Origin of the sequence: Bacillus sp. FSL K6-1012 (genome assembly GCF_037964915.1) — a bacterium.
GTDB classification, from domain to species: domain Bacteria; phylum Bacillota; class Bacilli; order Bacillales; family Bacillaceae; genus Bacillus; species Bacillus halotolerans.
The window spans coordinates 3,792,557-3,813,196 of sequence record NZ_CP150175.1 but is presented as its reverse complement, the minus strand read 5'-3'; the positions used below and the strand labels follow the sequence as shown (position 1 = coordinate 3,813,196).

The 20,640-nt window shown below is 45.1% G+C and carries 25 protein-coding genes; 18 read left to right on the top strand and 7 right to left on the bottom strand.

All coding sequences use genetic code 11. The features are described 5' to 3' along the window. The first annotated feature begins 57 nt into the window (after window positions 1–57). From NSS75_RS19755 to NSS75_RS19690, 14 genes are all read left to right on the top strand, one after another. A complete protein-coding gene (locus NSS75_RS19755; protein WP_268496537.1) occupies window positions 58–1,191 on the top strand; it encodes a tetratricopeptide repeat protein in 1,134 nt (377 codons plus the stop codon). A 198-nt stretch (window positions 1,192–1,389) separates the two neighbouring features. Beyond that, window positions 1,390–1,869, top strand: a complete 480-nt coding sequence (locus NSS75_RS19750) for a hypothetical protein (protein WP_024123147.1) — start codon at window positions 1,390–1,392, stop codon at window positions 1,867–1,869. A gap of 73 nt (window positions 1,870–1,942) precedes the next feature. Beyond that, on the top strand, window positions 1,943–2,131 hold the full coding sequence (locus NSS75_RS19745) for a CsbD family protein (RefSeq protein WP_024123146.1): 189 nt from the start codon (window positions 1,943–1,945) through the stop codon (window positions 2,129–2,131). A 200-nt stretch (window positions 2,132–2,331) separates the two neighbouring features. Beyond that, on the top strand, window positions 2,332–3,588 hold the full coding sequence (gene urtA / locus NSS75_RS19740) for an urea ABC transporter substrate-binding protein (RefSeq protein ID WP_339234604.1): 1,257 nt from the start codon (window positions 2,332–2,334) through the stop codon (window positions 3,586–3,588). Window positions 3,589–3,620: 32 nt separating this feature from the next. Next, window positions 3,621–4,523 carry an urea ABC transporter permease subunit UrtB gene (gene urtB / locus NSS75_RS19735; RefSeq protein ID WP_216393956.1) on the top strand — a complete coding sequence of 301 codons (903 nt, stop codon included), beginning with the start codon at window positions 3,621–3,623 and terminating at the stop codon, window positions 4,521–4,523. Between the two features lie 11 nt (window positions 4,524–4,534). Then, window positions 4,535–5,605 carry an urea ABC transporter permease subunit UrtC gene (urtC, locus tag NSS75_RS19730; protein WP_326323605.1) on the top strand — a complete coding sequence of 357 codons (1,071 nt, stop codon included), beginning with the start codon at window positions 4,535–4,537 and terminating at the stop codon, window positions 5,603–5,605. Then, the gene (gene urtD / locus NSS75_RS19725; protein ID WP_095712822.1) at window positions 5,580–6,329 is read left to right on the top strand and encodes an urea ABC transporter ATP-binding protein UrtD; all 750 of its coding nucleotides are present in this window, start codon (window positions 5,580–5,582) and stop codon (window positions 6,327–6,329) included. Before urtC ends, urtD begins: the two co-directional genes overlap by 26 nt. Further along, a complete protein-coding gene (gene urtE, locus NSS75_RS19720) occupies window positions 6,326–7,027 on the top strand; it encodes an urea ABC transporter ATP-binding subunit UrtE (protein ID WP_103671884.1) in 702 nt (233 codons plus the stop codon). The genes urtD and urtE overlap by 4 nt, the downstream gene beginning before the upstream one ends. Before the next feature lie 101 nt (window positions 7,028–7,128). Further along, window positions 7,129–7,446 carry an urease subunit gamma gene (gene ureA / locus NSS75_RS19715; RefSeq protein ID WP_024123140.1) on the top strand — a complete coding sequence of 106 codons (318 nt, stop codon included), beginning with the start codon at window positions 7,129–7,131 and terminating at the stop codon, window positions 7,444–7,446. Then, the gene (gene ureB, locus NSS75_RS19710; RefSeq protein WP_024123139.1) at window positions 7,443–7,817 is read left to right on the top strand and encodes an urease subunit beta; all 375 of its coding nucleotides are present in this window, start codon (window positions 7,443–7,445) and stop codon (window positions 7,815–7,817) included. Before ureA ends, ureB begins: the two co-directional genes overlap by 4 nt. After that, window positions 7,814–9,523, top strand: coding sequence for an urease subunit alpha (gene ureC, locus NSS75_RS19705; protein WP_024123138.1), 1,710 nt, complete (start codon window positions 7,814–7,816; stop codon window positions 9,521–9,523). Before ureB ends, ureC begins: the two co-directional genes overlap by 4 nt. 133 nt (window positions 9,524–9,656) lie before the next feature. Next, window positions 9,657–10,058 (top strand): Rrf2 family transcriptional regulator, encoded by a 402-nt coding sequence (locus tag NSS75_RS19700; RefSeq protein ID WP_095712824.1) that lies wholly within the window; start codon window positions 9,657–9,659, stop codon window positions 10,056–10,058. A 67-nt stretch (window positions 10,059–10,125) separates the two neighbouring features. Continuing rightward, window positions 10,126–10,767 carry an NAD(P)-dependent oxidoreductase gene (locus NSS75_RS19695; RefSeq protein WP_095712825.1) on the top strand — a complete coding sequence of 214 codons (642 nt, stop codon included), beginning with the start codon at window positions 10,126–10,128 and terminating at the stop codon, window positions 10,765–10,767. 116 nt (window positions 10,768–10,883) lie between these two features. Further along, window positions 10,884–12,034, top strand: a protein-coding gene (locus NSS75_RS19690; RefSeq protein WP_213418079.1) for an IS3 family transposase whose coding sequence is annotated in 2 segments (ribosomal slippage) — window positions 10,884–11,157 and window positions 11,157–12,034 — 1,152 coding nt in all. Because the reading frame shifts where the segments join, the coding sequence is not laid out codon by codon here. A 60-nt stretch (window positions 12,035–12,094) separates the two neighbouring features. Here the strand turns inward: NSS75_RS19690 and NSS75_RS19685 are convergent. Both NSS75_RS19685 and cls read right to left on the bottom strand, forming a co-directional pair. Beyond that, a complete protein-coding gene (locus NSS75_RS19685; protein WP_213418078.1) occupies window positions 12,095–12,484 on the bottom strand; it encodes a DUF5362 family protein in 390 nt (129 codons plus the stop codon). Between the two features lie 297 nt (window positions 12,485–12,781). Next, the gene (gene cls, locus NSS75_RS19680) at window positions 12,782–14,230 is read right to left on the bottom strand and encodes a cardiolipin synthase (RefSeq protein WP_024123134.1); all 1,449 of its coding nucleotides are present in this window, start codon (window positions 14,228–14,230) and stop codon (window positions 12,782–12,784) included. A 242-nt stretch (window positions 14,231–14,472) separates the two neighbouring features. Here cls and NSS75_RS19675 point away from each other — a divergent pair, with 242 nt between their 5' ends. Continuing rightward, window positions 14,473–14,910, top strand: coding sequence for a DUF5392 family protein (locus tag NSS75_RS19675; protein WP_024123133.1), 438 nt, complete (start codon window positions 14,473–14,475; stop codon window positions 14,908–14,910). Between the two features lie 27 nt (window positions 14,911–14,937). On the opposite strand, the gene NSS75_RS19670 is transcribed toward NSS75_RS19675, so the two are convergent. Together NSS75_RS19670 and NSS75_RS19665 are read right to left on the bottom strand one after the other, a co-directional pair. Next, window positions 14,938–15,456 carry a DUF5362 family protein gene (locus NSS75_RS19670; RefSeq protein WP_024123132.1) on the bottom strand — a complete coding sequence of 173 codons (519 nt, stop codon included), beginning with the start codon at window positions 15,454–15,456 and terminating at the stop codon, window positions 14,938–14,940. Then, the gene (locus NSS75_RS19665; RefSeq protein WP_024123131.1) at window positions 15,453–15,950 is read right to left on the bottom strand and encodes a GNAT family N-acetyltransferase; all 498 of its coding nucleotides are present in this window, start codon (window positions 15,948–15,950) and stop codon (window positions 15,453–15,455) included. The genes NSS75_RS19670 and NSS75_RS19665 overlap by 4 nt, the downstream gene beginning before the upstream one ends. A gap of 134 nt (window positions 15,951–16,084) precedes the next feature. Between NSS75_RS19665 and spoIIQ the strand changes: the two genes are divergently transcribed. Then, window positions 16,085–16,957: a stage II sporulation protein spoIIQ gene (gene spoIIQ / locus NSS75_RS19660; RefSeq protein ID WP_024123130.1), complete on the top strand. Its 873-nt coding sequence runs from the start codon at window positions 16,085–16,087 to the stop codon at window positions 16,955–16,957. A 109-nt stretch (window positions 16,958–17,066) separates the two neighbouring features. Beyond that, the gene (locus tag NSS75_RS19655) at window positions 17,067–17,489 is read left to right on the top strand and encodes a VanZ family protein (protein WP_024123129.1); all 423 of its coding nucleotides are present in this window, start codon (window positions 17,067–17,069) and stop codon (window positions 17,487–17,489) included. Between the two features lie 36 nt (window positions 17,490–17,525). Here the strand turns inward: NSS75_RS19655 and bcrC are convergent, their stop codons facing one another. From bcrC to amtB, 3 genes are all read right to left on the bottom strand, one after another. Beyond that, on the bottom strand, window positions 17,526–18,107 hold the full coding sequence (gene bcrC / locus NSS75_RS19650; RefSeq protein WP_024123128.1) for an undecaprenyl-diphosphate phosphatase BcrC: 582 nt from the start codon (window positions 18,105–18,107) through the stop codon (window positions 17,526–17,528). Between the two features lie 182 nt (window positions 18,108–18,289). Further along, a complete protein-coding gene (locus NSS75_RS19645; protein ID WP_010332189.1) occupies window positions 18,290–18,640 on the bottom strand; it encodes a P-II family nitrogen regulator in 351 nt (116 codons plus the stop codon). An 11-nt stretch (window positions 18,641–18,651) separates the two neighbouring features. Further along, the gene (gene amtB, locus NSS75_RS19640) at window positions 18,652–19,866 is read right to left on the bottom strand and encodes an ammonium transporter AmtB (protein ID WP_024123127.1); all 1,215 of its coding nucleotides are present in this window, start codon (window positions 19,864–19,866) and stop codon (window positions 18,652–18,654) included. A gap of 281 nt (window positions 19,867–20,147) precedes the next feature. Here amtB and NSS75_RS19635 point away from each other — a divergent pair, with 281 nt between their 5' ends. Further along, window positions 20,148–20,615, top strand: coding sequence for a hypothetical protein (locus NSS75_RS19635; protein ID WP_213418076.1), 468 nt, complete (start codon window positions 20,148–20,150; stop codon window positions 20,613–20,615). Window positions 20,616–20,640 lie beyond the last annotated feature (25 nt).

The window sequence follows — 20,640 nt, the reverse complement described above, 5'->3', positions numbered from 1 at the left end:
AAAGCCATACAATATGATAAAATATAACCACTAGTTCATAGAAAGGGTTGGAGAGGCATGGCCGCTTACGAGATCCCGTCATCTCAAGTAGGAGTGAAAATCAATCAGTGGTATAAGCACATTTTAGCATTTCAAGTGGCTGATGCCGTTCAGCTGAAGGAAGAGATTGATCATGATATAGAACATATGGAAGAGGATCAGCTGCTTCTGTTGTACTATCAGCTGATCAGCTACCGTCATCAAATTATGCTTGATTATGTAAAGCCCGACCTGCACGAGGAATCTCAGCTCCAATATCGTGAATTGATCGAGAGGCTGGAAAGCAGCAAGGACAGCATCTCGGGATTATCTGAGTATTATTTTCATTTGTTCAGAGGGATGTATGAATTTGAACAGAACAATTACATCTCAGCCATATCTTTCTATCGGAAAGCTGAGAAAATGCTTGCGTTTGTAGAGGATGATATTGAAAGAGCGGAATTTCATTTTAAAGTAGCGGAAGTATTTTATATTATGAAGCAGACCCACTTTTCCATGAATCATGCGATACAGGCGCTTGAGACCTACAAGGCTCATGATTTTTACAGGGTCAGAAGAATTCAATGCCATTTTGTCATATCAGGAAACTATATAGACTACAGAAATTATGAAAAAGCGCTCGAGCATCTCGATGACGCTTATCGTTTGGCTTTACTGGAAGGACAGCCCCGCTTGATCGGATCAGCCCTCTACAACATGGGGAACTGTTATGATGAAAAAGGAGAACTGGACCAGGCGGCTGCATACTTTGAAAAAGCGCTTCCTGTCTTTGAGGAACACCAGCTGGAGCAGCTCCCGAAAGCGCTGTTCAGCTTAACGCGTGTACTCTTCAAAAAACAGGCTGACCAGGCGGCTATGCATTATTATGAAAAAGGGATTGCCATCGCCCGAAAACGAAACGACAGCTTCAGTCTGGAAAAATATAAATTTCTGCAGGCTCTATATGTGGAATCCGTTAATATGGATATGATTCAAGAGGTATTTGATTATATGGAAGCCAAGTCCCTGTATGTGTATATTGAGGAATTTGCTCTGGATGCGGCTGCATATTCCAGCCTTCATGAAAACTATAAAGATGCGGTGTTTTTCTATGAAAAAGCGGTCAGCATGAGAGCGCTGATTCTGAAGGAAGACTGTTTATATCAAGTGTAAGACGAAACCATCTGATGCCGGATGGTTTTTTTATACAAAAAAAGGGGAGCATCGGGACGTTTATTTCCGTGGAGAACAGGAAAAATCGCTACATACTGTTTTTGAACACAAACGAATGGAAAGTCGCGATTTTGTGAAACAGAGAAATGGCGGAGTGCATATGTGTTGTTGTTTATGACAAGCGTGAGGGGGAATTCAATGTTTGGATTTGATGATATGGTGAAGTTTCTATGGTCTTTCCTCATCGTTCTGCCGCTTGTATCTATTATACATGTTGCCGGGCACAGCTTTATGGCTTTTGTTTTTGGCGGGAAGGGTTCATTGGATATCGGAATGGGCAAAAAACTGTTCAAGATTGGGCCGATACAGGTCAGAACCATTTATTTTATGGATTCGTTTTGCCGGTACGGTGAGCTGAAGATCGACAACCGATTCTCACACGCACTTGTTTATGCCGGAGGCTGCCTGTTTAACTTAATAACCATTTTCGCAGTGAATTTGCTCATTATACACAGTGTATTGGAGCCAAATGTGTTTTTCTATCAGTTTGTCTACTTTTCTACGTATTATGTGTTTTTTGCCCTGCTGCCGGTCCGTTACTCAGAAAATAAATCATCTGACGGGCTGGCGCTCTACAAGGTGCTCCGTTACGGAGAGCGTTATGAAATCGATAAATAATATTCAAATGTTTACCGCTGCTCAGATCGGGAAGGTAACAAGTACACACTTAAATGAAGGGAGAGAATGACACATGGGTAACGATAGTGTAAAAGATAAAATGAAAGGCGGCTTAAATAAAGCCAAGGGAGAAGTGAAGGATAAAGTCGGAGATATGACCGACAAAACGGACATGCAGGCTGAAGGCAAAAAAGATAAGGCAAAAGGCGAGGTCCAAAAGGGTATCGGTGAAGCGAAGGATAAATTCACAGATAAAGATTAATCAGATCGGCAAGGCAAGAAACATTGTTTCTTGCCTTTTTTTTATGTGAATAAATATAACAAAAAAGACAATCGATTTGGTTAAAGTATCTAAATTTTTTAAATATTCTTTAAAGTAATGCGCCTGTTCTATATAATAAATGACATAAGTTGTTAACTTTTATGACATCAGTTGACTCAATCAGACAAAGGAGGTTCTGGATGAAAAGCAAAGGGGTTAGAATACAGGGTGTCTTTCTGATGTTTCTTATCATGATTCTGATCACGGGATGTACGGCGCCGAAGAAAGTGTCGGAAGCCAGCGGAGATGCGAAAAAAACAGTTGAAATTGACACAAGCGGGGATTCAGTGAAGGTTGGGATTCTTCACTCATTAAGCGGGACAATGGCGATCAGCGAGGTATCCGTCCGTGATGCAGAGCTGCTGGCTATTCATGAAATCAACCAAAAAGGCGGCGTTCTCGGCAAAAAGCTTGAACCCGTGGTGGAGGACGGGGCATCTGACTGGCCTACATATGCCGAAAAAATGAGAAAGCTGCTTCAGCAGGACAAAGCGGCGGCTGTATTCGGAGGGTGGACATCAGCGAGCCGCAAGGCGATGCTCCCGGTTGTGGAGCAAAATAACGGGCTGCTGTTCTATCCGGTGCAATACGAAGGCATGGAGTCATCGCCTCATATTTTTTATACCGGAGCAACGACGAATCAGCAAATCGTGCCGGCTGTCGATTGGCTGCTGAAGAATAAAGGCAAGACATTCTTTCTGATCGGCTCCGATTATGTGTTCCCGAGAACAGCCAATAAAATCATTAGAGCGCAAGTAAAAGCTGCTGGGGGAGAAGTTGCCGGTGAAGAGTATACGCCGCTCGGCCACACGAATTACAGTACACTGGTCAGCAAAATCAAAGAAAAGCAGCCGGATGTGATTTTTAACACATTAAACGGCGACAGCAACGTGGCATTTTTCAAACAGCTGAAAGATGCGGGCGTGACAGCTGATGATATTCCTGTCATGTCGGCGAGTGTCGCAGAGGAAGAAATTCGGGGGATCGGGACAGATGTGCTAAAAGGGCATTATGCGGTGTGGAATTACTTCCAAACAACAAATACAGCAGAAAATCAGACATTCGTGAAGAATTATAAAAAGCAGAACGGAGATAACAGGGTGACCAGTGATCCGATTGAAGCCGGGTATAATGCGGTGTATCTCTGGGCGGAAGCCGTTGAAAAAGCCAAGTCCTTTGAGATCGATAAAGTGAAGAAGGCGGCTGACGGGATTGCATTCAAGGCCCCGGGCGGCACAGTGAAAATCGATGGGGATACACAGCATCTTTACAAAACAGTTAGAATCGGGCAAATCACGGGGGATGGACAATTTAAAGAAGTATGGAACTCAGGTGATCCGGTAAAACCTGATCCGTATTTAAAAACGTACGACTGGGCAAAGGGGTTATCTAAATAAATCAAAGCCGTTTGCGGGAGAGGAGGCGGAACATGTCTGTCGTCGTGACTCAATTATTTAACGGGATCAGTCTCGGTTCTATTTTGATTCTCATTGCGATTGGATTGGCCGTTACATTCGGTTTGATGAACATTATGAATATGGCGCACGGTGAGCTGATGATGGCGGGAGCCTACACGACATATGTCATTCAGCAGCTGTTTTTAAGCTATTTGCCGGCTTCTCTCTTTTCCTATTACTTTTTTATTGCGGTCATCATGTCGTTTACAGTTGCGGCACTGCTTGGCATTGTCATTGAAAAAGTGATTGTCAGGCGATTATATGACCGTCCGCTCGACAGCCTTTTGGCAACATGGGGGGTAAGCTTGATCCTTCAGCAGGCAGCCAGATCGATTTTTGGCGCGCCGAATGTCGCTGTTCAGTCTCCTGAGTGGCTGTCGGGAGGAGTGACGCTGTTTTCGGTCACCTTTCCATATAAAAGGCTGTTTATTTTGGCGCTCGTTCTTTTTACGCTTGCGCTGCTGGGATTCTATTTGTTTAAAACTCCGGCGGGGCGGCGGATGCAGGCGGTTACGCTGAACCGGAGTATGGCATCATGTCTTGGTGTATCTGTGAGAAAAACAGATACATTGGCTTTTGCGCTCGGAAGCGGGTTGGCCGGTATTGCGGGGAGCTCACTCACCTTGCTTGGTTCGATCGGGCCTACTCTCGGTTCGTCATACCTTGTTGATGCCTTCATGATCGTCATATTAGGCGGAATCGGAAAATTAAAAGGAACGATTATCGGCGCGGTGACGGTCGGTTTGCTGAGCACATTCGTTGAGTATTCCACAAGCGCTACGATTGCAAAGGTAGTCGTGTTTGCGTTTATTATTCTCTTTCTGCAATGGCGGCCTTCGGGTCTTGCAAGCGTCAGAACGAGATTACTTGATTAGGGGGGTGCCGGATGAAGCAGTTTTCGCAATTCAGTCCGTATCTTGTGATGTTTGCCCTTTTTATCGCCGCTCCGTTCTTTCTTCAGGAGTTTCGATTGGGGCTGTTGGCGAAGTTTTTATGCTTTGCGATTGTAGCGGTCGGCATTTGCCTCATTTGGGGATATACAGGCATTTTGAGCTTGGGGCACGGCGTCTTTTTCGGATTGGGCGCCTACTGCATGGCGATGTATTTAAAAATAGAAGCCTCACCATCCGGCATTCCTGATTTTATGGAGTGGGCGGGAGTCAGCGAACTGCCGTGGATCTGGGCTTTGTTCAGGCACCCTTTCGCTGCAATTGCGGCGGCTGTCGCTGTGCCTGTGCTACTGGCGTTTCTGCTCGGTTATTTTACGTTCCGCAACAATATAAAGGGAGTTTATTTCTCTTTGATATCACAGGCTGTCGTCGTTGTGGTGGTCACACTGTTTATCGGCAGCCAGGAAATCACCGGCGGCACCAATGGACTTACCAGCTTCTATACGATTTTTCAATATTCTCTGGCTGATCCTGCCTTGAAGCAGATCCTGTATTTTGCCACAGTCTTTTTTCTCGGCCTTACTGTTGTGTTCGCTTTGTTTCTTACGAGAAGCCGCTTTGGCCGGCTTTTGCAGGCGGTTCGCGACGGAGAGAACAGGGTGCGTTTTTTCGGTTATCATTCCACCGTTTTTAAAGTGTTTATTTACTGTGTGTCCGCTGCGATGGCGGGAATTGCCGGGATGCTGTTTGTGCTTCAGGACGGGATGATCTCGCCGGAAATGATGGGCATCATCCCTTCAGTGGAAATGGTGCTGTGGGTGGCGATCGGCGGCAGGCACTCCATTTTCGGAGCTGTGCTGGGCGCGCTGTTAACGAACGGCATGAAAAGCTATTTAAGCGAATATTATCCCGACATTTGGCTGTATTTCCTCGGTGCGCTGTTTATGATCGTCGTGCTTTACTTGCCAAGAGGGATTGTCGGACTGTTTGAAAAGCTTGGAACCCAGCTTTCCTTCTCTAAAAAGAAAGGAGCGGCTGCATATGAAACCGATACTTATCTGCCGTGACGTGAAGGTTCAGTTTGACGGGTTTTGGGCGCTGCAGGGGGCAGATATCAGTGTACAGGAACATGATATTCACTTTTTGATTGGGCCGAATGGCGCCGGGAAAACAACCATGCTGGATATCATTTGCGGGAAAACAAAGCCGCATTCGGGCGAGATTGTGTTTCAGGAAACGGCTGAACTGACAAAGGTTCCGGAATATCAGATCGCGAAAATGGGCGTCGCCAGAAAGTTTCAGGCTCCGAGTGTCTTTACGCAGCTGACGGTGTTTGAAAACCTCGAGCTTGCCATGAAACAGAAAAAAACGATCCTTTCACTGCTGACAGCGCGCATGACAAAACAGCAAAGTGACAGGATCATAGACATTCTGCAGCTGATTGGGTTAGATGATAAACGGGATCTAACAGCTGGCAGCCTGTCACACGGGCAGAAACAATGGCTCGAAATCGGCATGCAGCTCGCCATGGAGCCGAAGCTTTTGCTGCTGGATGAACCGATCGCCGGTATGACGGGAAAAGAGCGTGATAAAACCGGGGCTCTCCTTGAGGAGATTGCCAAAACGTGTTCCGTTTTAATTGTGGAGCACGATATGGAGTTTGTCCGCTCGTTTTCCAGAAAAGTCACGGTGATGCATGAAGGGAGAGTGCTTTGTGAAGGATCGATGGATGAGATTACAAGCAATGAAGAGGTGGCAGCGGTGTATTTAGGAAGGAGCGGAGCGTCATGATAGCAGTCAGTAATGTGACATCCGGTTATGATCAATCCATGGTTTTGCATAACCTCAGCATGGAGGTCCGCCCCGGGCAGATCGTCGCTGTATTAGGCCGAAACGGAGTCGGCAAATCCACTTTGCTGAAAACGATCATCGGCCTGATCCCGGCCAAACAGGGACAGATCCGTTTTCATCAAACGTTTGTTCAAAACGAAAAGACGGAAAAACGGGCAAGAGCTGGAATTGCGTACGTGCCCCAAGGGAGAGACATCTTCCCCGCTTTAACCGTTCGCGACAATCTTTTGCTCGGAGAAGAACCGCTTCCTAAGAAGGAGCGGAGAGGGCGGATCAAGGAAGGGATTTTCCAGTGGTTTCCTGTTTTGAAGGACATGCTCGACCGGAAAGGCGGCGATTTAAGCGGAGGACAGCAGCAGCAGCTTGCGATTGCCAGAGCGCTGATGGGAAATCCAAAAATTATTTTACTTGATGAACCAATGGAAGGAATTCAACCCTCAATCGTGGAATTGATTCAAAAAGTCATCTTAGAAATTTCCAGAAAAGAAGAGACTGCAATTGTTTTGGTGGAACACAGCTTAGAGAACGCCTTAACGTGCGCTGATTATCTTTACGTCATGGACAGGGGAACGGTCGTCGCTCACGGAAAGGCTGACGATGAAACGGCTCGCCGTTTTGAAAGGCATCTCACCGTATAATCAGCATCCTGAGAAAGGGAGGTGATGGCCCGCCTGCATCGTTCCGGAGATTCATGTAACGCAATCCGCTTTATGAATGACGATAATAAGGAGGACCTAAGATGAAACTGACACCGGTTGAACAAGAGAAATTGCTCATTTTTGCAGCGGGAGAATTAGCCAAACAGCGAAAGGCGCGCGGCGTTCTGCTGAACTATCCCGAGGCTGCCGCTTATCTCACCTGTTTTATCATGGAAGGCGCGCGTGACGGAAAGGGAGTGGCGGAGCTGATGGAAGCCGGCCGCCATGTATTGACTGAAAAAGATGTCATGGAGGGCGTGCCTGAGATGCTGGACAGCATTCAGGTGGAAGCTACATTCCCTGACGGAGTGAAGCTTGTCACAGTACACCAGCCGATTTCTGCGGAGGTGAAGTCATGAAGCCGGGAGCATTTCAGATTGCTGAAGGGACCATTACGATTAACGAAGGCCGCCAGACACGGGAGATAGCGGTGAAAAACACCGGATCACGTTCCATTCAGGTCGGTTCACATTTTCATTTTGCGGAAGCCAATGGTGCGCTATCGTTTGACCGCGAACAAGCCATCGGCATGCGTATCGACATTCCGTCAGGCACATCGGTCCGTTTTGAGCCAGGTGAGGAGAAAACGGTCACGCTTGTTGAATTCAGCGGACGAAAAACAGTAAGAGGACTGAACGGAATGGCCGATACGTATATCGATGAACGCGGGAAAGAAAAAACGTTAGCCAACTTAAAGAAAGCCGGCTGGATGGAGGGTGTGATTCGATGAAAATGTCACGGGAGCAATACGCGGAGCTGTTTGGTCCGACAACGGGCGATAAAATCAGATTGGGCGATACGGATTTATGGATCGAAGTCGAAAAGGACTTCACTGTTTATGGTGAAGAAATGATCTTTGGAGGCGGAAAAACGATCCGTGACGGCATGGGCCAAAACGGCAGCATCACAGGAAAAGACGGCGCTTTGGATTTGGTGATCACCAACGTCGTGTTATTGGATTACACAGGCATTGTCAAAGCAGATGTCGGTGTAAAGGACGGCCGGATCGTGGGTGTCGGAAAAAGCGGCAACCCCGATATCATGGACGGGGTCGATCCGCATATGGTCATTGGTGCGGGTACAGAGGTGATCTCCGGTGAAGGCAAAATTTTAACGGCTGGAGGAGTGGATACGCACATTCACTTTATTTGTCCTCAGCAGATGGAAGTTGCGCTTTCTTCAGGAGTCACGACTCTTCTTGGAGGCGGAACGGGACCTGCTACAGGAAGCAAAGCGACAACATGTACGTCAGGTGCATGGTATATGGCAAGGATGCTGGAAGCGGCCGAGGAATTCCCGATCAATGTCGGCTTCTTAGGAAAAGGGAACGCATCCGATAAAGCGCCGCTGATCGAACAGGTGGAAGCCGGCGCCATCGGCCTGAAGCTTCATGAAGACTGGGGCACGACGCCAAGCGCTATCAAAACGTGTATGGAAGTTGTGGATGAAGCCGATATTCAAGTCGCAATCCATACGGATACGATCAATGAAGCGGGCTTCCTGGAAAACACGCTCGACGCAATCGGAGACCGGGTGATTCATACATATCACATTGAAGGAGCAGGCGGGGGCCACGCTCCGGATATTATGAAGCTCGCCTCTTACGCGAACATTCTGCCGTCATCCACAACGCCGACAATCCCTTACACCGTCAATACGATGGATGAGCACCTTGACATGATGATGGTCTGTCACCATTTAGATGCGAAGGTGCCCGAGGACGTGGCGTTCAGCCATTCCAGAATCAGGGCTGCGACGATTGCGGCAGAGGACATTCTCCATGATATCGGCGCGATCAGCATGACATCATCGGATTCCCAAGCGATGGGGCGGGTTGGCGAAGTCATTATCCGCACTTGGCAGGTGGCTGACAAAATGAAAAAACAGCGCGGCGCTCTCATTGGAGAAAACGGAAACGATAACGTACGTGCGAAACGCTACATTGCCAAATATACGATTAATCCGGCAATTACTCACGGCCTCAGCCATGAAGTCGGTTCTGTAGAAAAAGGAAAGCTCGCTGACCTTGTCCTGTGGGATCCTGTATTTTTCGGCGTGAAACCGGAATTGGTCTTAAAGGGCGGCATGATAGCACGCGCGCAAATGGGGGATCCAAACGCGTCTATCCCGACTCCGGAGCCTGTGTTCATGCGCCAAATGTATGCTTCCTATGGTAAAGCCAACCGCTCAACTTCCGTCACGTTTATGTCCCAGGCGGGCATTGAAAGGGGTGTGGCGGAAAGGTTAGGGCTGGAAAAAAGAATTTCTCCTGTGAAAAACATCCGCAAGCTGAGCAAGCTGGATATGAAATTAAATGCTGCTTTGCCGAAGATTGAAGTCGATCCGAAAACGTATCAGGTCTTTGCTGACGGAGAAGAATTGTCCTGCCAGCCTGTCGATTATGTTCCGCTGGGACAGCGATATTTCTTATTCTGACAAGACACGGCCGGAGTGCATCCGGCCGTTTTATTGACTAAACGGATGCGCAAGAAGCGCAAATTTAGTGTATATTATATGTTGACAAATGAATTAAATGTAACTATTATAGTTACAACGGTGGTGAAAAAACATGATTAACAGCCGTCTTGCTGTTGCCATTCATATTTTATCGCTCATTTCGATGGATGAAAAAGCGTCTTCTGAAATCATCGCTGACAGTGTCAACACCAACCCGGTTGTTGTAAGAAGGATGATCAGCCTGCTGAAAAAGGGCGATATTCTCACATCACGCGCCGGGGTGCCGGGCGCGAGCCTCAAAAAAGATCCGGCTGATATTTCTCTTTTAGAAGTATATCGAGCTGTTCAAAACCAAGAGGAACTATTTGCGGTTCATGAAAACCCGAACCCGAAGTGTCCGGTAGGCAAAAAAATTCAGTGCGCGCTGGATGAGACATTTGATAGTGTGCAAAAAGCGATGGAAAATGAGCTGGCAAGCAAGTCATTAAAAGATGTAATGAATCATCTCTTTTGATCAAAAGGGATGACTTCTCACCACTAACATGTAACTAAAATTGTTACAAATAAGGAGGAAATCAAAAATGAAAATAGGAATTATCGGTGCAAGCGGAAAAGCGGGAAGTCTGATTTTGAAAGAAGCGAAGGAAAGAGGTCACGAGGTAACTGCCATTGTCCGAAATGCATCTAAAGTGCAGGATCAGAATACAGCGATTTTGGAGAAAGATGTTTTTGAACTGACGGCAGAAGATCTCAAGCCTTTCGATGCACTCGTTAACGCTTTTGGAGCTGCGCCTGGCCAGGAACATCTTCATGTTGAAGCAGGCAGAACATTAATCAGCCTGCTAAAGGATGCAAAACATACAAGATTGTTTGTCGTCGGCGGAGCGGGAAGCCTGTTTGTTGATGAAGCCAAAACAACACGTTTAATGGATACACCGGAATTCCCGAAAGAATATCTTCCGACTGCATCAAATCAAGGAGAGAACCTGAAAGACCTGCAAAAGGCAGACTCTATTTCCTGGACGTTCCTCAGCCCGGCGGCGTTTTTTGATCCGGCAGGAAAGCGGACGGGATCTTACCAAAAAGGAAAAGACAATGTGATCGTAAACGCAAAAGGCGACAGTTATATCAGCTATGCCGATTATGCGATTGCTGTTTTGGATGAGCTTGAACATCCGTCACACAAAAATGAACGCTTCACAGTAGTAAGCGAAGCGGAATAACAAGAAAAAACCCGGAGGATGGGGACTGACCCCATAAGATGAGACAAATAAAAAACACCTTCAAGTTTGAAAACGGATCGTTGTTATCCGAAATAAGACTTGGAGGTGTTTTTTGTATGGGAACAAGAGTGAGTTATCCAATTGAAGTCAAACAGAAGGCTGTAGAAATGAGATTGGCAGGCGTGCCTATGAAAGAGATCATGCAGGAATTGAATATCAAGAATAAGACGCAGGTTCAGACATGGGCTAGATGGCATAAGGCTGGGGATACACATCGATTTGAACAGCCTGTTGGTAAGCAATACACTTACGGAAAAGGTCCGGAGTATTCTTCCGAATTAGAGAAACTGCAGGCAGAGAACCGTTATCTGAGACAACAAAATGAAGTTTTAAAAAAGTACAACGAATTGGAAAGGAAGTTGATAGCCAAACGTCAGTCGAACTTGTAGAAGGATTGCACGGCACAATGACCGTACAGAATATCTGTGTTCATTTAGGTATCTCACGAGCGTCTTATTATCGTTGGAAGAAGAACCTGATGAAAGATCATCCCAAGTGCCATTTGGAAAAACAAATCGGCACGTTGTGCCGAGAGCACAAGTATCGATATGGATATCGAAAAATTACAGCTATATTAAAAAAGGAAATGCGTATTAACCATAAAACGGTTCAGCGTATCATGCAGAAAAATCAGTGGCAGTGCCGGGTTAAGGTGAAAAAGCGCAAGAAGAATGGGCAGCCATATGCCGTGGTTGATAATATATTAGATCGGAACTTTCAGTCCGATCATCCTCTTGAAAAACTAGTAACGGATATCACATATTTGCCTTATGGACAGAAACAATTGTACCTTTCCAGTATATTGGATGTATACAATGGAGAAGTAATTGCTTTCACGATTGGAGATAAGCAGGACACAGACTTTGTCTTAAACACACTTGATCAGCTGCCAACACTGCCTCAGAACTGCGTGTTACATAGTGACCAAGGATCTGTGTATACATCTTATGAGTATCAGAAAGCTGTTAAAACAAAAGGCATTACCATGAGCATGTCCCGCAAAGGGACGCCCGCTGATAATGCCTCCATCGAATCGTTTCATTCCTCACTAAAGTCTGAAACGTTCTATCTTAACAGCATTAATCGAACCACGACCGCCATCGTAGAACGCACTGTCAAAGAATACATTTATTATTATAACAACATTCGTATTCAAACGAAACTAAACAGCCAATCACCGATAAGCTATCGGCAATTGGCTGTATAAAAGGTGTTTTGATCCCTGTCTCAAAAACGGGGGTCAGTCCCATGCTCCGGGTTTTTCTAATTAATAGGTGCTGTACGTATTATAATCGCTGAATATGCCGTCGGCAATTCCAAGCATTAGAAAGATGAAGAATGCGATGATCGCCAGAATCGATACAGCGATGCTCACGATTAAATAAATCCCTTGCATCTTTACAAATTTCGCATAGTTCTCCAGCATTAAATCCTCAGATTGCCCGCTATGCTTTTCAGCCATTAAGCCTGCTTCTTTTGCTGACCGCATCAAAAAGATGCCTGAAATGATTTGCAGTACGCCCGGCACTGCGCCGATAAGAAAAAAGAACGCGCCTGAAAGCGCAGTAAAAGCGCCCATAATAATAAATAAAATGCCTGTTGCTTTTCCCCATTTTGAAATACTGATGAGGGTTTTGTTGACCGTTTCCAGATTCATTGACACGGGTCCCCTTTACAAAAAAATACTCACTTTTCTTTTATACACTATTTGTGAGAAGTTTTGTATAAAGAAATAGAAATAATGAATTGATTTTGCCGCGGTGTGAATGGGGTTTGGCCTGACGATCCGGAGGTGCAAGCCGCTGTTGATAAATTCCGTGATCATATTAGTGATTTTTTATTACGGTTGCACGCTATATGAGAAAGGTCACGCGCGTTTTTACGGGGTGCGTGATGATAGATTATGACCATGCTGAAAAGCCCCGGCCATAAAGGCCGGGGGGATTGGCACATCTTATAAAATCGGCGACAGCAGCCGTGACACGGATTCCTTGATGCGGATCCATAATGACCGCTGCTGATATTCCTCGTAGGTGTATTTTCTGGATACGAGCAAATCTTCTTTAAATGTAGAAACCAGTTTTTTGGCAATGTTGATATCATAAATAAATGCATTAACCTCAAAATTCAGCCTGAAGCTTCGGACGTCAATATTCGCTGTACCGACCGATGCAATTTCGTCATCCACCACGATTGTTTTCGCATGGATAAAGCCATTATCGTATATATAGACGGTGGCTCCGGCCTTTAAAAGATCCCCGATATACGAAAGCGTGGCCCAGTATACAAAAGCATGATCAGGCTTGTTCGGTATCATAATGTTGACATCAATGCCTGACAGGCACGCGATTCTCAATGCATCCAGCAGGCTTGCGTCCGGAATAAAATAAGGTGTTTGTATCAAAATGTTCCGCTTGGCGTTTGAAATCATTTTGATGTAGCCATTTTTAATTTGTTCCCATTCGGAATCGGGCCCGCTCGTAACAATCTGCATCCCGACGTTTCCCTTTGGGCTGCAATCGGGAAAGTGGTTCGGGATATAGGTGAGCGTATGATGATGTGAAGCTTGGTTCCAGTCAAGGATGAATCGTGTCTGAATGGCGTGAACGGCCGTTCCCTGCAATCGAATATGGGTATCGCGCCAATAGCCGAACTTCGGATTGAGCCCGAGATATTCATCCCCGACATTAAACCCTCCGACATAACCGGTTATGCCGTCTATGATAACAAGCTTTCGGTGGTTGCGGTAATTCAGCCGAAGGTTAATCGGCCTGAGCTTTGAAGGGAAAAAGACCTCCACATGCCCGCCGGCCTCACGCAGTTCTTTAAAAAACTTTTTGCGCAGCGTTCTGGACCCGAGCTCATCATACAAAACCCTGACCTGAACACCTTCTTTCGCTTTTTGAATGAGGGCGTCCCGCAATTTTTTTCCTAATTCATCACCTTTGTAAATATAATATTGTAGATGGATATGATCCTTTGCCTTTGATATGTCATGTAAAAGCCGCTGAAACTTATCACGTCCGTCTGTTATGACATCAACTGAATTATCCTCTGTAAAGACAGCGTGATTATTCATGATGAGCATATATATTAAATCCTTATTATCAAAGGTTGCCCGGTTGTTGAACTGAAATTGCCTGTTTTCTAATTCTTCAAGCTGATGCTGCAGCAGCTTTTCGATTCCGATTTTCTTTCGATCCTCCCATTGAAACAAATGCTTGCGTCTGAGATTATGACCGAATAATAGGTATAAAATAAAGCCTAAAACGGGAATAAAGAAAAGAACAAGCAGCCAAGCCCATGATGCACTGGCATCGCGCCGTTCTTTGAATATGACAATGATGGCCAAAAGAATATTCAAAATGAAAAAAAGTGACAAAAGGATGGAAGAAATACTCACTTTGTAACCCCGCTAATTCATATTTATCAAGAAGATTGCCATTAGTATTCCATGAATAACAGCAATCTGATTCCCATTACAAATTATAACACTGACTTTTTAAAAGAATAAAGTGTGTTGATCCAGATTCTTCGCGAAAAACACGGGCAGATTTCTTTAAAACCAGCTTGCACCTGCGTTAAAATAAACTCATATGATAACGTTCGTGAAGCCTTGCAAATCAAATAAAGGGGGAGAATTACATGAACTTTTACAGAATTGAACAAATGCCGGGGTTCATTAAAACAGAAATGCAAAAAATTCAAAAGGCTGTACAGCCTTTAATGAAGAAAACTGTCATCTACCGTTTTCTTGCTGTTCCGCTTGCTGCATTCTCTCTCTTTAATTTGGCTGCTTTCCTTTTTCATGCTTCAGCAGACAGAGAGTCTCTGATCAGCGCCGGACTTTTTGCGCTTCTTGCTGCACTTGGATTAGCATTTTTTAAAGAAGCGGGCTATCAGCATAAACAAATTCAAAAGACCGTTCATATTTATATGCTGAACAGAATCAAAAAGAGCGAAATTCTTTCAGAAGAGCGCAAAAACACGTATACGCGCCAGATCAAGGAAGAACCGTTTGCGATGCGGAGCTTTGTTGAGTTTTTGACTGAAGAAGACAGACGCAAGAAAATGCTGTATTAAAAAAGAGCTGACATGGGTCAGCTCTTTTTATTCAAATACGGGCTCATCTTCATAATAATAGGAATCCGGGTCTTCATACGTATCCATATCCTCAAAAGCGGCGATGCCGACAAATACGAGGAAGAAAATAAGCAGTATGATTCCGATAAGGCCTGCGGCGATACTTGATGCAGCGTAGAATAATTGCATTTTAATAAATTTTCCGTAGTTCTCCAGCATGCTTTCACCCGCACTGCCGGTCAGATTTCCGCTCGCCTCTTTGGCTGATTTTGCCGACCGCATCAGAAATACGCCTGAAATAATGAGCAGAACGCCTGGAATAGCGCCTATGACTGTCATTAAAGCCGAGAGGGCAGCCAGCGCGCCCATGACAATCAAAAGAATTCCTGTTATTTTGCCCCACTTTGCAATGTCTGAAAGCGATTTGACGGCAGCAGCGCTCAGTTCTCGTTTTTCGCCCTCTGTGCTGTTGTTCTCCTGCTCGGTCACGCTGTTTTCTTCGTGATGATTTTCAATATGGTTTTCATCTTTATCAAGACTAATCATGATAGCTCTCTCCCTAATATTTTTAAGTCATATCGCTTGCCGTCCATTTCGGCAATGCCGGGGAATAACCCCCATTCCTTGAAACCGTGCTTTTCAAACAGCTTCAGGCTAGGCTTGTTATGTCCGAAAATGAAGGCCATAAGCGAGCGGATGCCAAGCTCCGGCGCGATGCGGAGCGCTTCCTGAAGCAAATGCGTTCCGGCGCCTTTGCCGCGGCATGATTCATGAATGTATATGCTGATCTCGGCTGTTTTATTATAAGCAGGCCTGCCGTAAAATCTTTCGAAGCTGATCCAGGCAGCCACGTCCCCGTTTTCATCCTCAGCAACATACAGCGGCCGTTCGTCTGTATGTCCCAAAAACCATGCCATCCGGTCTTCCGGAGTTACCGGTTCAGTATCGGCTGTTACCATTCGCGAGGCAATCGTAGAGTTATAAATCGCTACAACCGCTTCTATATCCTTTTTTTCAGCAAGACGTAATGTTAAGTTCATACGTATCTTGTTCTCCTCTCAAAAAAATTACATATTTTCTTATCAGCCTGCACAAACTATATCTAAAAAAGTTTTTTATATCGATGTATATATTTTCAGAAAAGTGTTCAGAATGTTGCTGAGGTGATGAAACAATGAGAGAGGAAGAAAAGAAAACTTCTCAAGTCAAAAAACTTCAGCAGTTTTTTCGTAAACGCTGGGTGTTCCCTGCAATTTACTTAGTCAGTGCGGCCGTCATTTTAACAGCTGTCCTTTGGTATCAATCTGTATCAAATGATGAGGTAAAGGATCAGTTAGCTGATAACGGCGGAAGCTCCGCGTATGACAACAACGACGATGCAGTTGAAGTAGGAAAGTCTATGGAAAATGTCGCAATGCCGGTTGTTGATTCTGAAAACGTTTCTGTTGTGAAAAAGTTCTATGAAACTGATGCCGCAAAAGAAGAAAAAGAAGCAGCACTCGTTACCTATAATAACACGTACAGCCTAAGCAAAGGAATTGACTTAGCTGAGAAAGACGGAAAAGATTTCGATGTTTCTGCTTCTCTAAGCGGTACGGTTGTGAAAGCTGAAAAAGATCCAGTGCTGGGATATGTTGTGGAAATCGAACATGCTGATGGGTTATCTACTGTGTATCAATCACTTTCTGAAGTAGGTGTTGAGCAAGGCGACAAGGTGAAGCAAAACCAGGTCATCGGAAAGTCTGGCAAGAACCTTTACAGCGAAGAAAGCGGCAACCACGTACACTTTGAAATCCGTAAAGACGGAGTTGCTATGAACCCGCTGAACTTTATGGACAAGCCGGTTTCTTCTATTGAAAAAGCGGCAGCTGCAGAAGAAAAAGCTGCAACTGAGGAAACAGAAGAATCCATTCAGCAATCATCAGAAAAAAAGGATGGTTCGACTGAAAAAGGAACTGACGAAAAATCCGAGGACAAAACGGATGATTCAACTGACAAATCAGGTTCCAAAGAAAGCAGCACAACAGAAGGCACTGAACAGTCCTAATGAAGAAAACGTCTATCGGTGTGATAGGCGTTTTTTTGTTACTTTTTGTTTCACTGTGCCGTCTATGTATTTACATGCACAAGATGCCGCTGGAAAGGAGGCTGTTTTTATGCATCGTCTATTACTCGCAGGCTGGATCTTCTTCATTTTACTCTCTGTCTGTACAGAAAGCTTCAGTGATATGGTGATGTCGCAGACAGTGGCATTTCACTTTCATCCGCATCCTGATCTATACCAATTTTTAGACATGGATTTTACTCAGCTGACCACGCCTGAAGCTGTAATTCAAAAAATCGGGCACGCGTTTTCTTTCTTCGTGCTGACATATTTGCTCTGGAAGCAATGGAGCTGTATAAAATGGGCCTCGGCCGGAGCATTCGTGTTTGCCGTTTTTACGGAAATCATTCAGCTTTTCTTCAGCAGAAACGGCTGTATCCGGGATGTGCTCATTGACAGTGTTGGGATTGCCCTGTTTCTTGGATTATTTGTTATCGCAAAGCGGAAAAAACATCAGGTGTATGAAAAATATTAAAGCCGGCGCTCTGCATTCAGAGGCCGGCTTTTTTGCTTAGAAATTTTGATCGGTTGGTTTTTTCGTAATCTTGTTGATAATCGCTTCATAGATTCGAACGATGAAATCAACGAACGGGCGAAGAAGATCTGAAAATCTAAAGAACAGGAACCCGATAATGATCGCGACAACAAGACTGCCCAACACATCTACAGGATAGTGATGTCCCACCCAAATTCGTGAAAAACCGGTCAAAAGCCCGAAGATGACGAGCGGCCAGCCGATTTTACGGTTTCTGAAAAGCATTGCAATCGAAATAGCTAGCGCTCCCGTTGTGTGGTCACTCGGAAAAGAAGCATCTGCATCGTGCGGAATCAGCGTATGCACTGTGTGAGCGACGAAAGGGCGTGGTTCAACATAAACTTGTGTAATCAAGAAATTAATCACAAGACCCGCAATTCCTGTAATTCCTGCGTAAAGCACGTTCTTTCTGCTTTGTGTGTTCCCGAACAGCCACATCACCAATAAGATAAGCGCATAGGCAACGATCGCGTATTCCGTTATGAAAACCATAATGGAATCGAGAACAGAATTGTGATGAGATAATCCATGGATAGCTTTAAATATTTCGTAATTCAAATAATCACCTTTTACATTTTTATATTAAGTAGACTCACCTTACTCAGAAAAAGTTTCAAATAAAAATAGAGATTGTCTGAAATCATGGTGCTTGAAGAGGATTCGAATGGGTACCGCCGTTTCTGGGGGTTTTTTCTGTTCGCAAAAAAAGAGATCCGGAGTGTCCGAATCTCTTAACGATATTACAGCGCTTCAGGTCCTTCTTCGCCGGTGCGGATATTAATCGTATTGCCGATTTCATAGACAAAGATTTTACCGTCACCCGGTGATCCCGTTTTCAGAACCCGCTTAGCGGTCTCAGTTACTTGATCAACAGGAACCTTGCTGACCACGATTTCGATTTTTAACCGTTCATATACATTGCTTTCTATTTTTACCCCTCGATAAAGCTCCGTATGTGCTTTTTGAAGCCCGCAGCCGTGAACATTGGAGAAGGTCAGAGAGGTGACTCCGATTTTTCCGAGTTCCTGCTTCAGCTTTTCAAAATTTGCCGGACGCGTTACAATTTCTACCTTGAACATTTGACCGCTCATAGCGTCACTCCTCACATAGAATCTTGATATGCTTTTTCCCCGTGCATTGTTAAATCAAGCCCGAGTGATTCTTCTTCTTCGGTTGCGCGTAGGGGAAGGAAGAGGCCTACAATTTTAATAATAACGAATGTGACAATAAATACAAAAACATAAGTTGCGGCGATCGCTACAATTTGTTTCCAGATTAAACTTGCATCCCCGTAGAATAAACCATCTGCACCAGCGGAGTTGACTGAAGTTGTTGCGAACAATCCTGTCGCGATGCCGCCCCATGTGCCGCCGATGCCGTGCAGGCCAAAGGCGTCAAGTGCGTCATCATATCCGAATTTCTGTTTCAGCGAGAAGACACCCCAGAAACAAACCGCTCCGCCAATGATGCCAATGATAATAGAAGAAAACGGTGTGACAAACCCGGCCGCCGGCGTAATGGCCACAAGTCCTGCGATCGCTCCTGATACCGCGCCGAGCATCGTCGGTTTTTTGTTGATGATCCATTCAACCAATATCCAGCCGGCAATCCCCGCTGCAGCTGCTGTGTTTGTATTAATAAAGGCGTACATGGCCACATCGTTTAATGTCAGGGCGCTGCCGACGTTAAAACCGAACCAGCCGAACCAAATCAGGGCGCCTCCCAAGAAGGTGTAAATGAGGTTATGCGGAGAAGACGCTGTGCCGTCTTTCCGTTTGCCGAGCACGATAGCCAGAACAAGGCCGGCCACCCCGGAAGAAATATGAACAACGTTTCCGCCCGCGAAATCAAGTGCGCCAAGCTGGCCGATCCAGCCTCCGCCCCATACCCAGTGAGCAACCGGCGTGTAAACCAATGAAACCCATAAAACCGAGAATAAAAGAAAAGCGCCGAATCGCATCCGCTCTGCGAAAGCCCCGGAAATGATGGCAGTTGTCAGAACCGCGAACGTCATTTGGAACATCATAAATAATGAATGGGGAATCGTGTCGCTGTAATCACCCGGATCAAATCCGACCCCCTTCAGACCTGCCCACTCCAGTCCGCCAATGATTGAATTGCCTGGTGCGAAGGCAAGTGTATATCCGAACAGCACCCAAACGATGGAAACGATGGCGATGGAAGAGAAACTGTGCATTGCTGTACTCAGCACATTTTTGCTTTTTACCATTCCTCCATAAAATAACGCTAACCCCGGGGTCATCAGCCACACGAGTAAAGCGCAAAAGAACATAAATACTGTATCGCCCATTTGCATGTCTCATTCCTCCGTATCTTTCAGAATAAAAGCAATTATTATATTTCTTCATTATAGAGAAAAAAGAATGATAAAACATTTTCATGTGAGATTTCCTAACATGTTTTTTAGTGTGTGTTATCGATGCGGGCGAAGAAAGAAAAAACGCTATTTGCCATACAAGACTTTATGTCTATAAAATAATTCTGTTTTTATGAGAAAAAAGGGAATTGACAATAAATAGAATTATATATAGTGTATTAAGTGTACTAGTTGATATAATACATTAAGGGGGATGCGATATGAATAAAGGCAGCAGGCTGCTGAGAGCGTTAAGAAAGTCCATTCCGGCGACATTCCGGTTGTTTTTGGCCTTTAATTTTGTTGTGTACGGCCTGGCGAAAGTGGTCATGGGGCAGTTTGGGGGAGCAACACCTGAAATTGCAGCTGCGGTGGGAAAGGGAAAGGGATTTACAATTGCGTGGACATTTTTTGGTTATTCTCATGTCTATGAAGTATTTATAGGCTTTGGAGAAATCATTGCTGCAGTTTTGCTGTTGATTCCAAGAACATCTGCGTTAGGTGCCGTTGTATTTATGCCGATTATTGTGAACATCGTCATGATTAACTATTGTTTTGATATTGGCGTGCAGGATCTCAGTACGATATTAATGATCATGTGTTTGATTCTGCTTTGGATTGACCGCCGCAAATTTATGGGCATGTTTAATCAGCAGCCGATTAACGGCAGGCGGGTGATGAAGCTATGACACCTTTTATGATCGCAGTGCTTGC

Coding starts and splice junctions, on each gene's coding strand:
- NSS75_RS19755 (WP_268496537.1), top strand. CDS start 58: ATGGCCGCTTACGAGATCCCGTCATCTCAAGTAGGAGTGAAAATCAAT.
- NSS75_RS19750 (WP_024123147.1), top strand. CDS start 1,390: ATGTTTGGATTTGATGATATGGTGAAGTTTCTATGGTCTTTCCTCATC.
- NSS75_RS19745 (WP_024123146.1), top strand. CDS start 1,943: ATGGGTAACGATAGTGTAAAAGATAAAATGAAAGGCGGCTTAAATAAA.
- urtA (WP_339234604.1), top strand. CDS start 2,332: ATGAAAAGCAAAGGGGTTAGAATACAGGGTGTCTTTCTGATGTTTCTT.
- urtB (WP_216393956.1), top strand. CDS start 3,621: ATGTCTGTCGTCGTGACTCAATTATTTAACGGGATCAGTCTCGGTTCT.
- urtC (WP_326323605.1), top strand. CDS start 4,535: ATGAAGCAGTTTTCGCAATTCAGTCCGTATCTTGTGATGTTTGCCCTT.
- urtD (WP_095712822.1), top strand. CDS start 5,580: ATGAAACCGATACTTATCTGCCGTGACGTGAAGGTTCAGTTTGACGGG.
- urtE (WP_103671884.1), top strand. CDS start 6,326: ATGATAGCAGTCAGTAATGTGACATCCGGTTATGATCAATCCATGGTT.
- ureA (WP_024123140.1), top strand. CDS start 7,129: ATGAAACTGACACCGGTTGAACAAGAGAAATTGCTCATTTTTGCAGCG.
- ureB (WP_024123139.1), top strand. CDS start 7,443: ATGAAGCCGGGAGCATTTCAGATTGCTGAAGGGACCATTACGATTAAC.
- ureC (WP_024123138.1), top strand. CDS start 7,814: ATGAAAATGTCACGGGAGCAATACGCGGAGCTGTTTGGTCCGACAACG.
- NSS75_RS19700 (WP_095712824.1), top strand. CDS start 9,657: ATGATTAACAGCCGTCTTGCTGTTGCCATTCATATTTTATCGCTCATT.
- NSS75_RS19695 (WP_095712825.1), top strand. CDS start 10,126: ATGAAAATAGGAATTATCGGTGCAAGCGGAAAAGCGGGAAGTCTGATT.
- NSS75_RS19685 (WP_213418078.1), bottom strand. CDS start 12,484: ATGAATCTGGAAACGGTCAACAAAACCCTCATCAGTATTTCAAAATGG.
- NSS75_RS19675 (WP_024123133.1), top strand. CDS start 14,473: ATGAACTTTTACAGAATTGAACAAATGCCGGGGTTCATTAAAACAGAA.
- NSS75_RS19670 (WP_024123132.1), bottom strand. CDS start 15,456: ATGATTAGTCTTGATAAAGATGAAAACCATATTGAAAATCATCACGAA.
- NSS75_RS19665 (WP_024123131.1), bottom strand. CDS start 15,950: ATGAACTTAACATTACGTCTTGCTGAAAAAAAGGATATAGAAGCGGTT.
- spoIIQ (WP_024123130.1), top strand. CDS start 16,085: ATGAGAGAGGAAGAAAAGAAAACTTCTCAAGTCAAAAAACTTCAGCAG.
- NSS75_RS19655 (WP_024123129.1), top strand. CDS start 17,067: ATGCATCGTCTATTACTCGCAGGCTGGATCTTCTTCATTTTACTCTCT.
- NSS75_RS19645 (WP_010332189.1), bottom strand. CDS start 18,640: ATGAGCGGTCAAATGTTCAAGGTAGAAATTGTAACGCGTCCGGCAAAT.
- amtB (WP_024123127.1), bottom strand. CDS start 19,866: ATGCAAATGGGCGATACAGTATTTATGTTCTTTTGCGCTTTACTCGTG.
- NSS75_RS19635 (WP_213418076.1), top strand. CDS start 20,148: ATGAATAAAGGCAGCAGGCTGCTGAGAGCGTTAAGAAAGTCCATTCCG.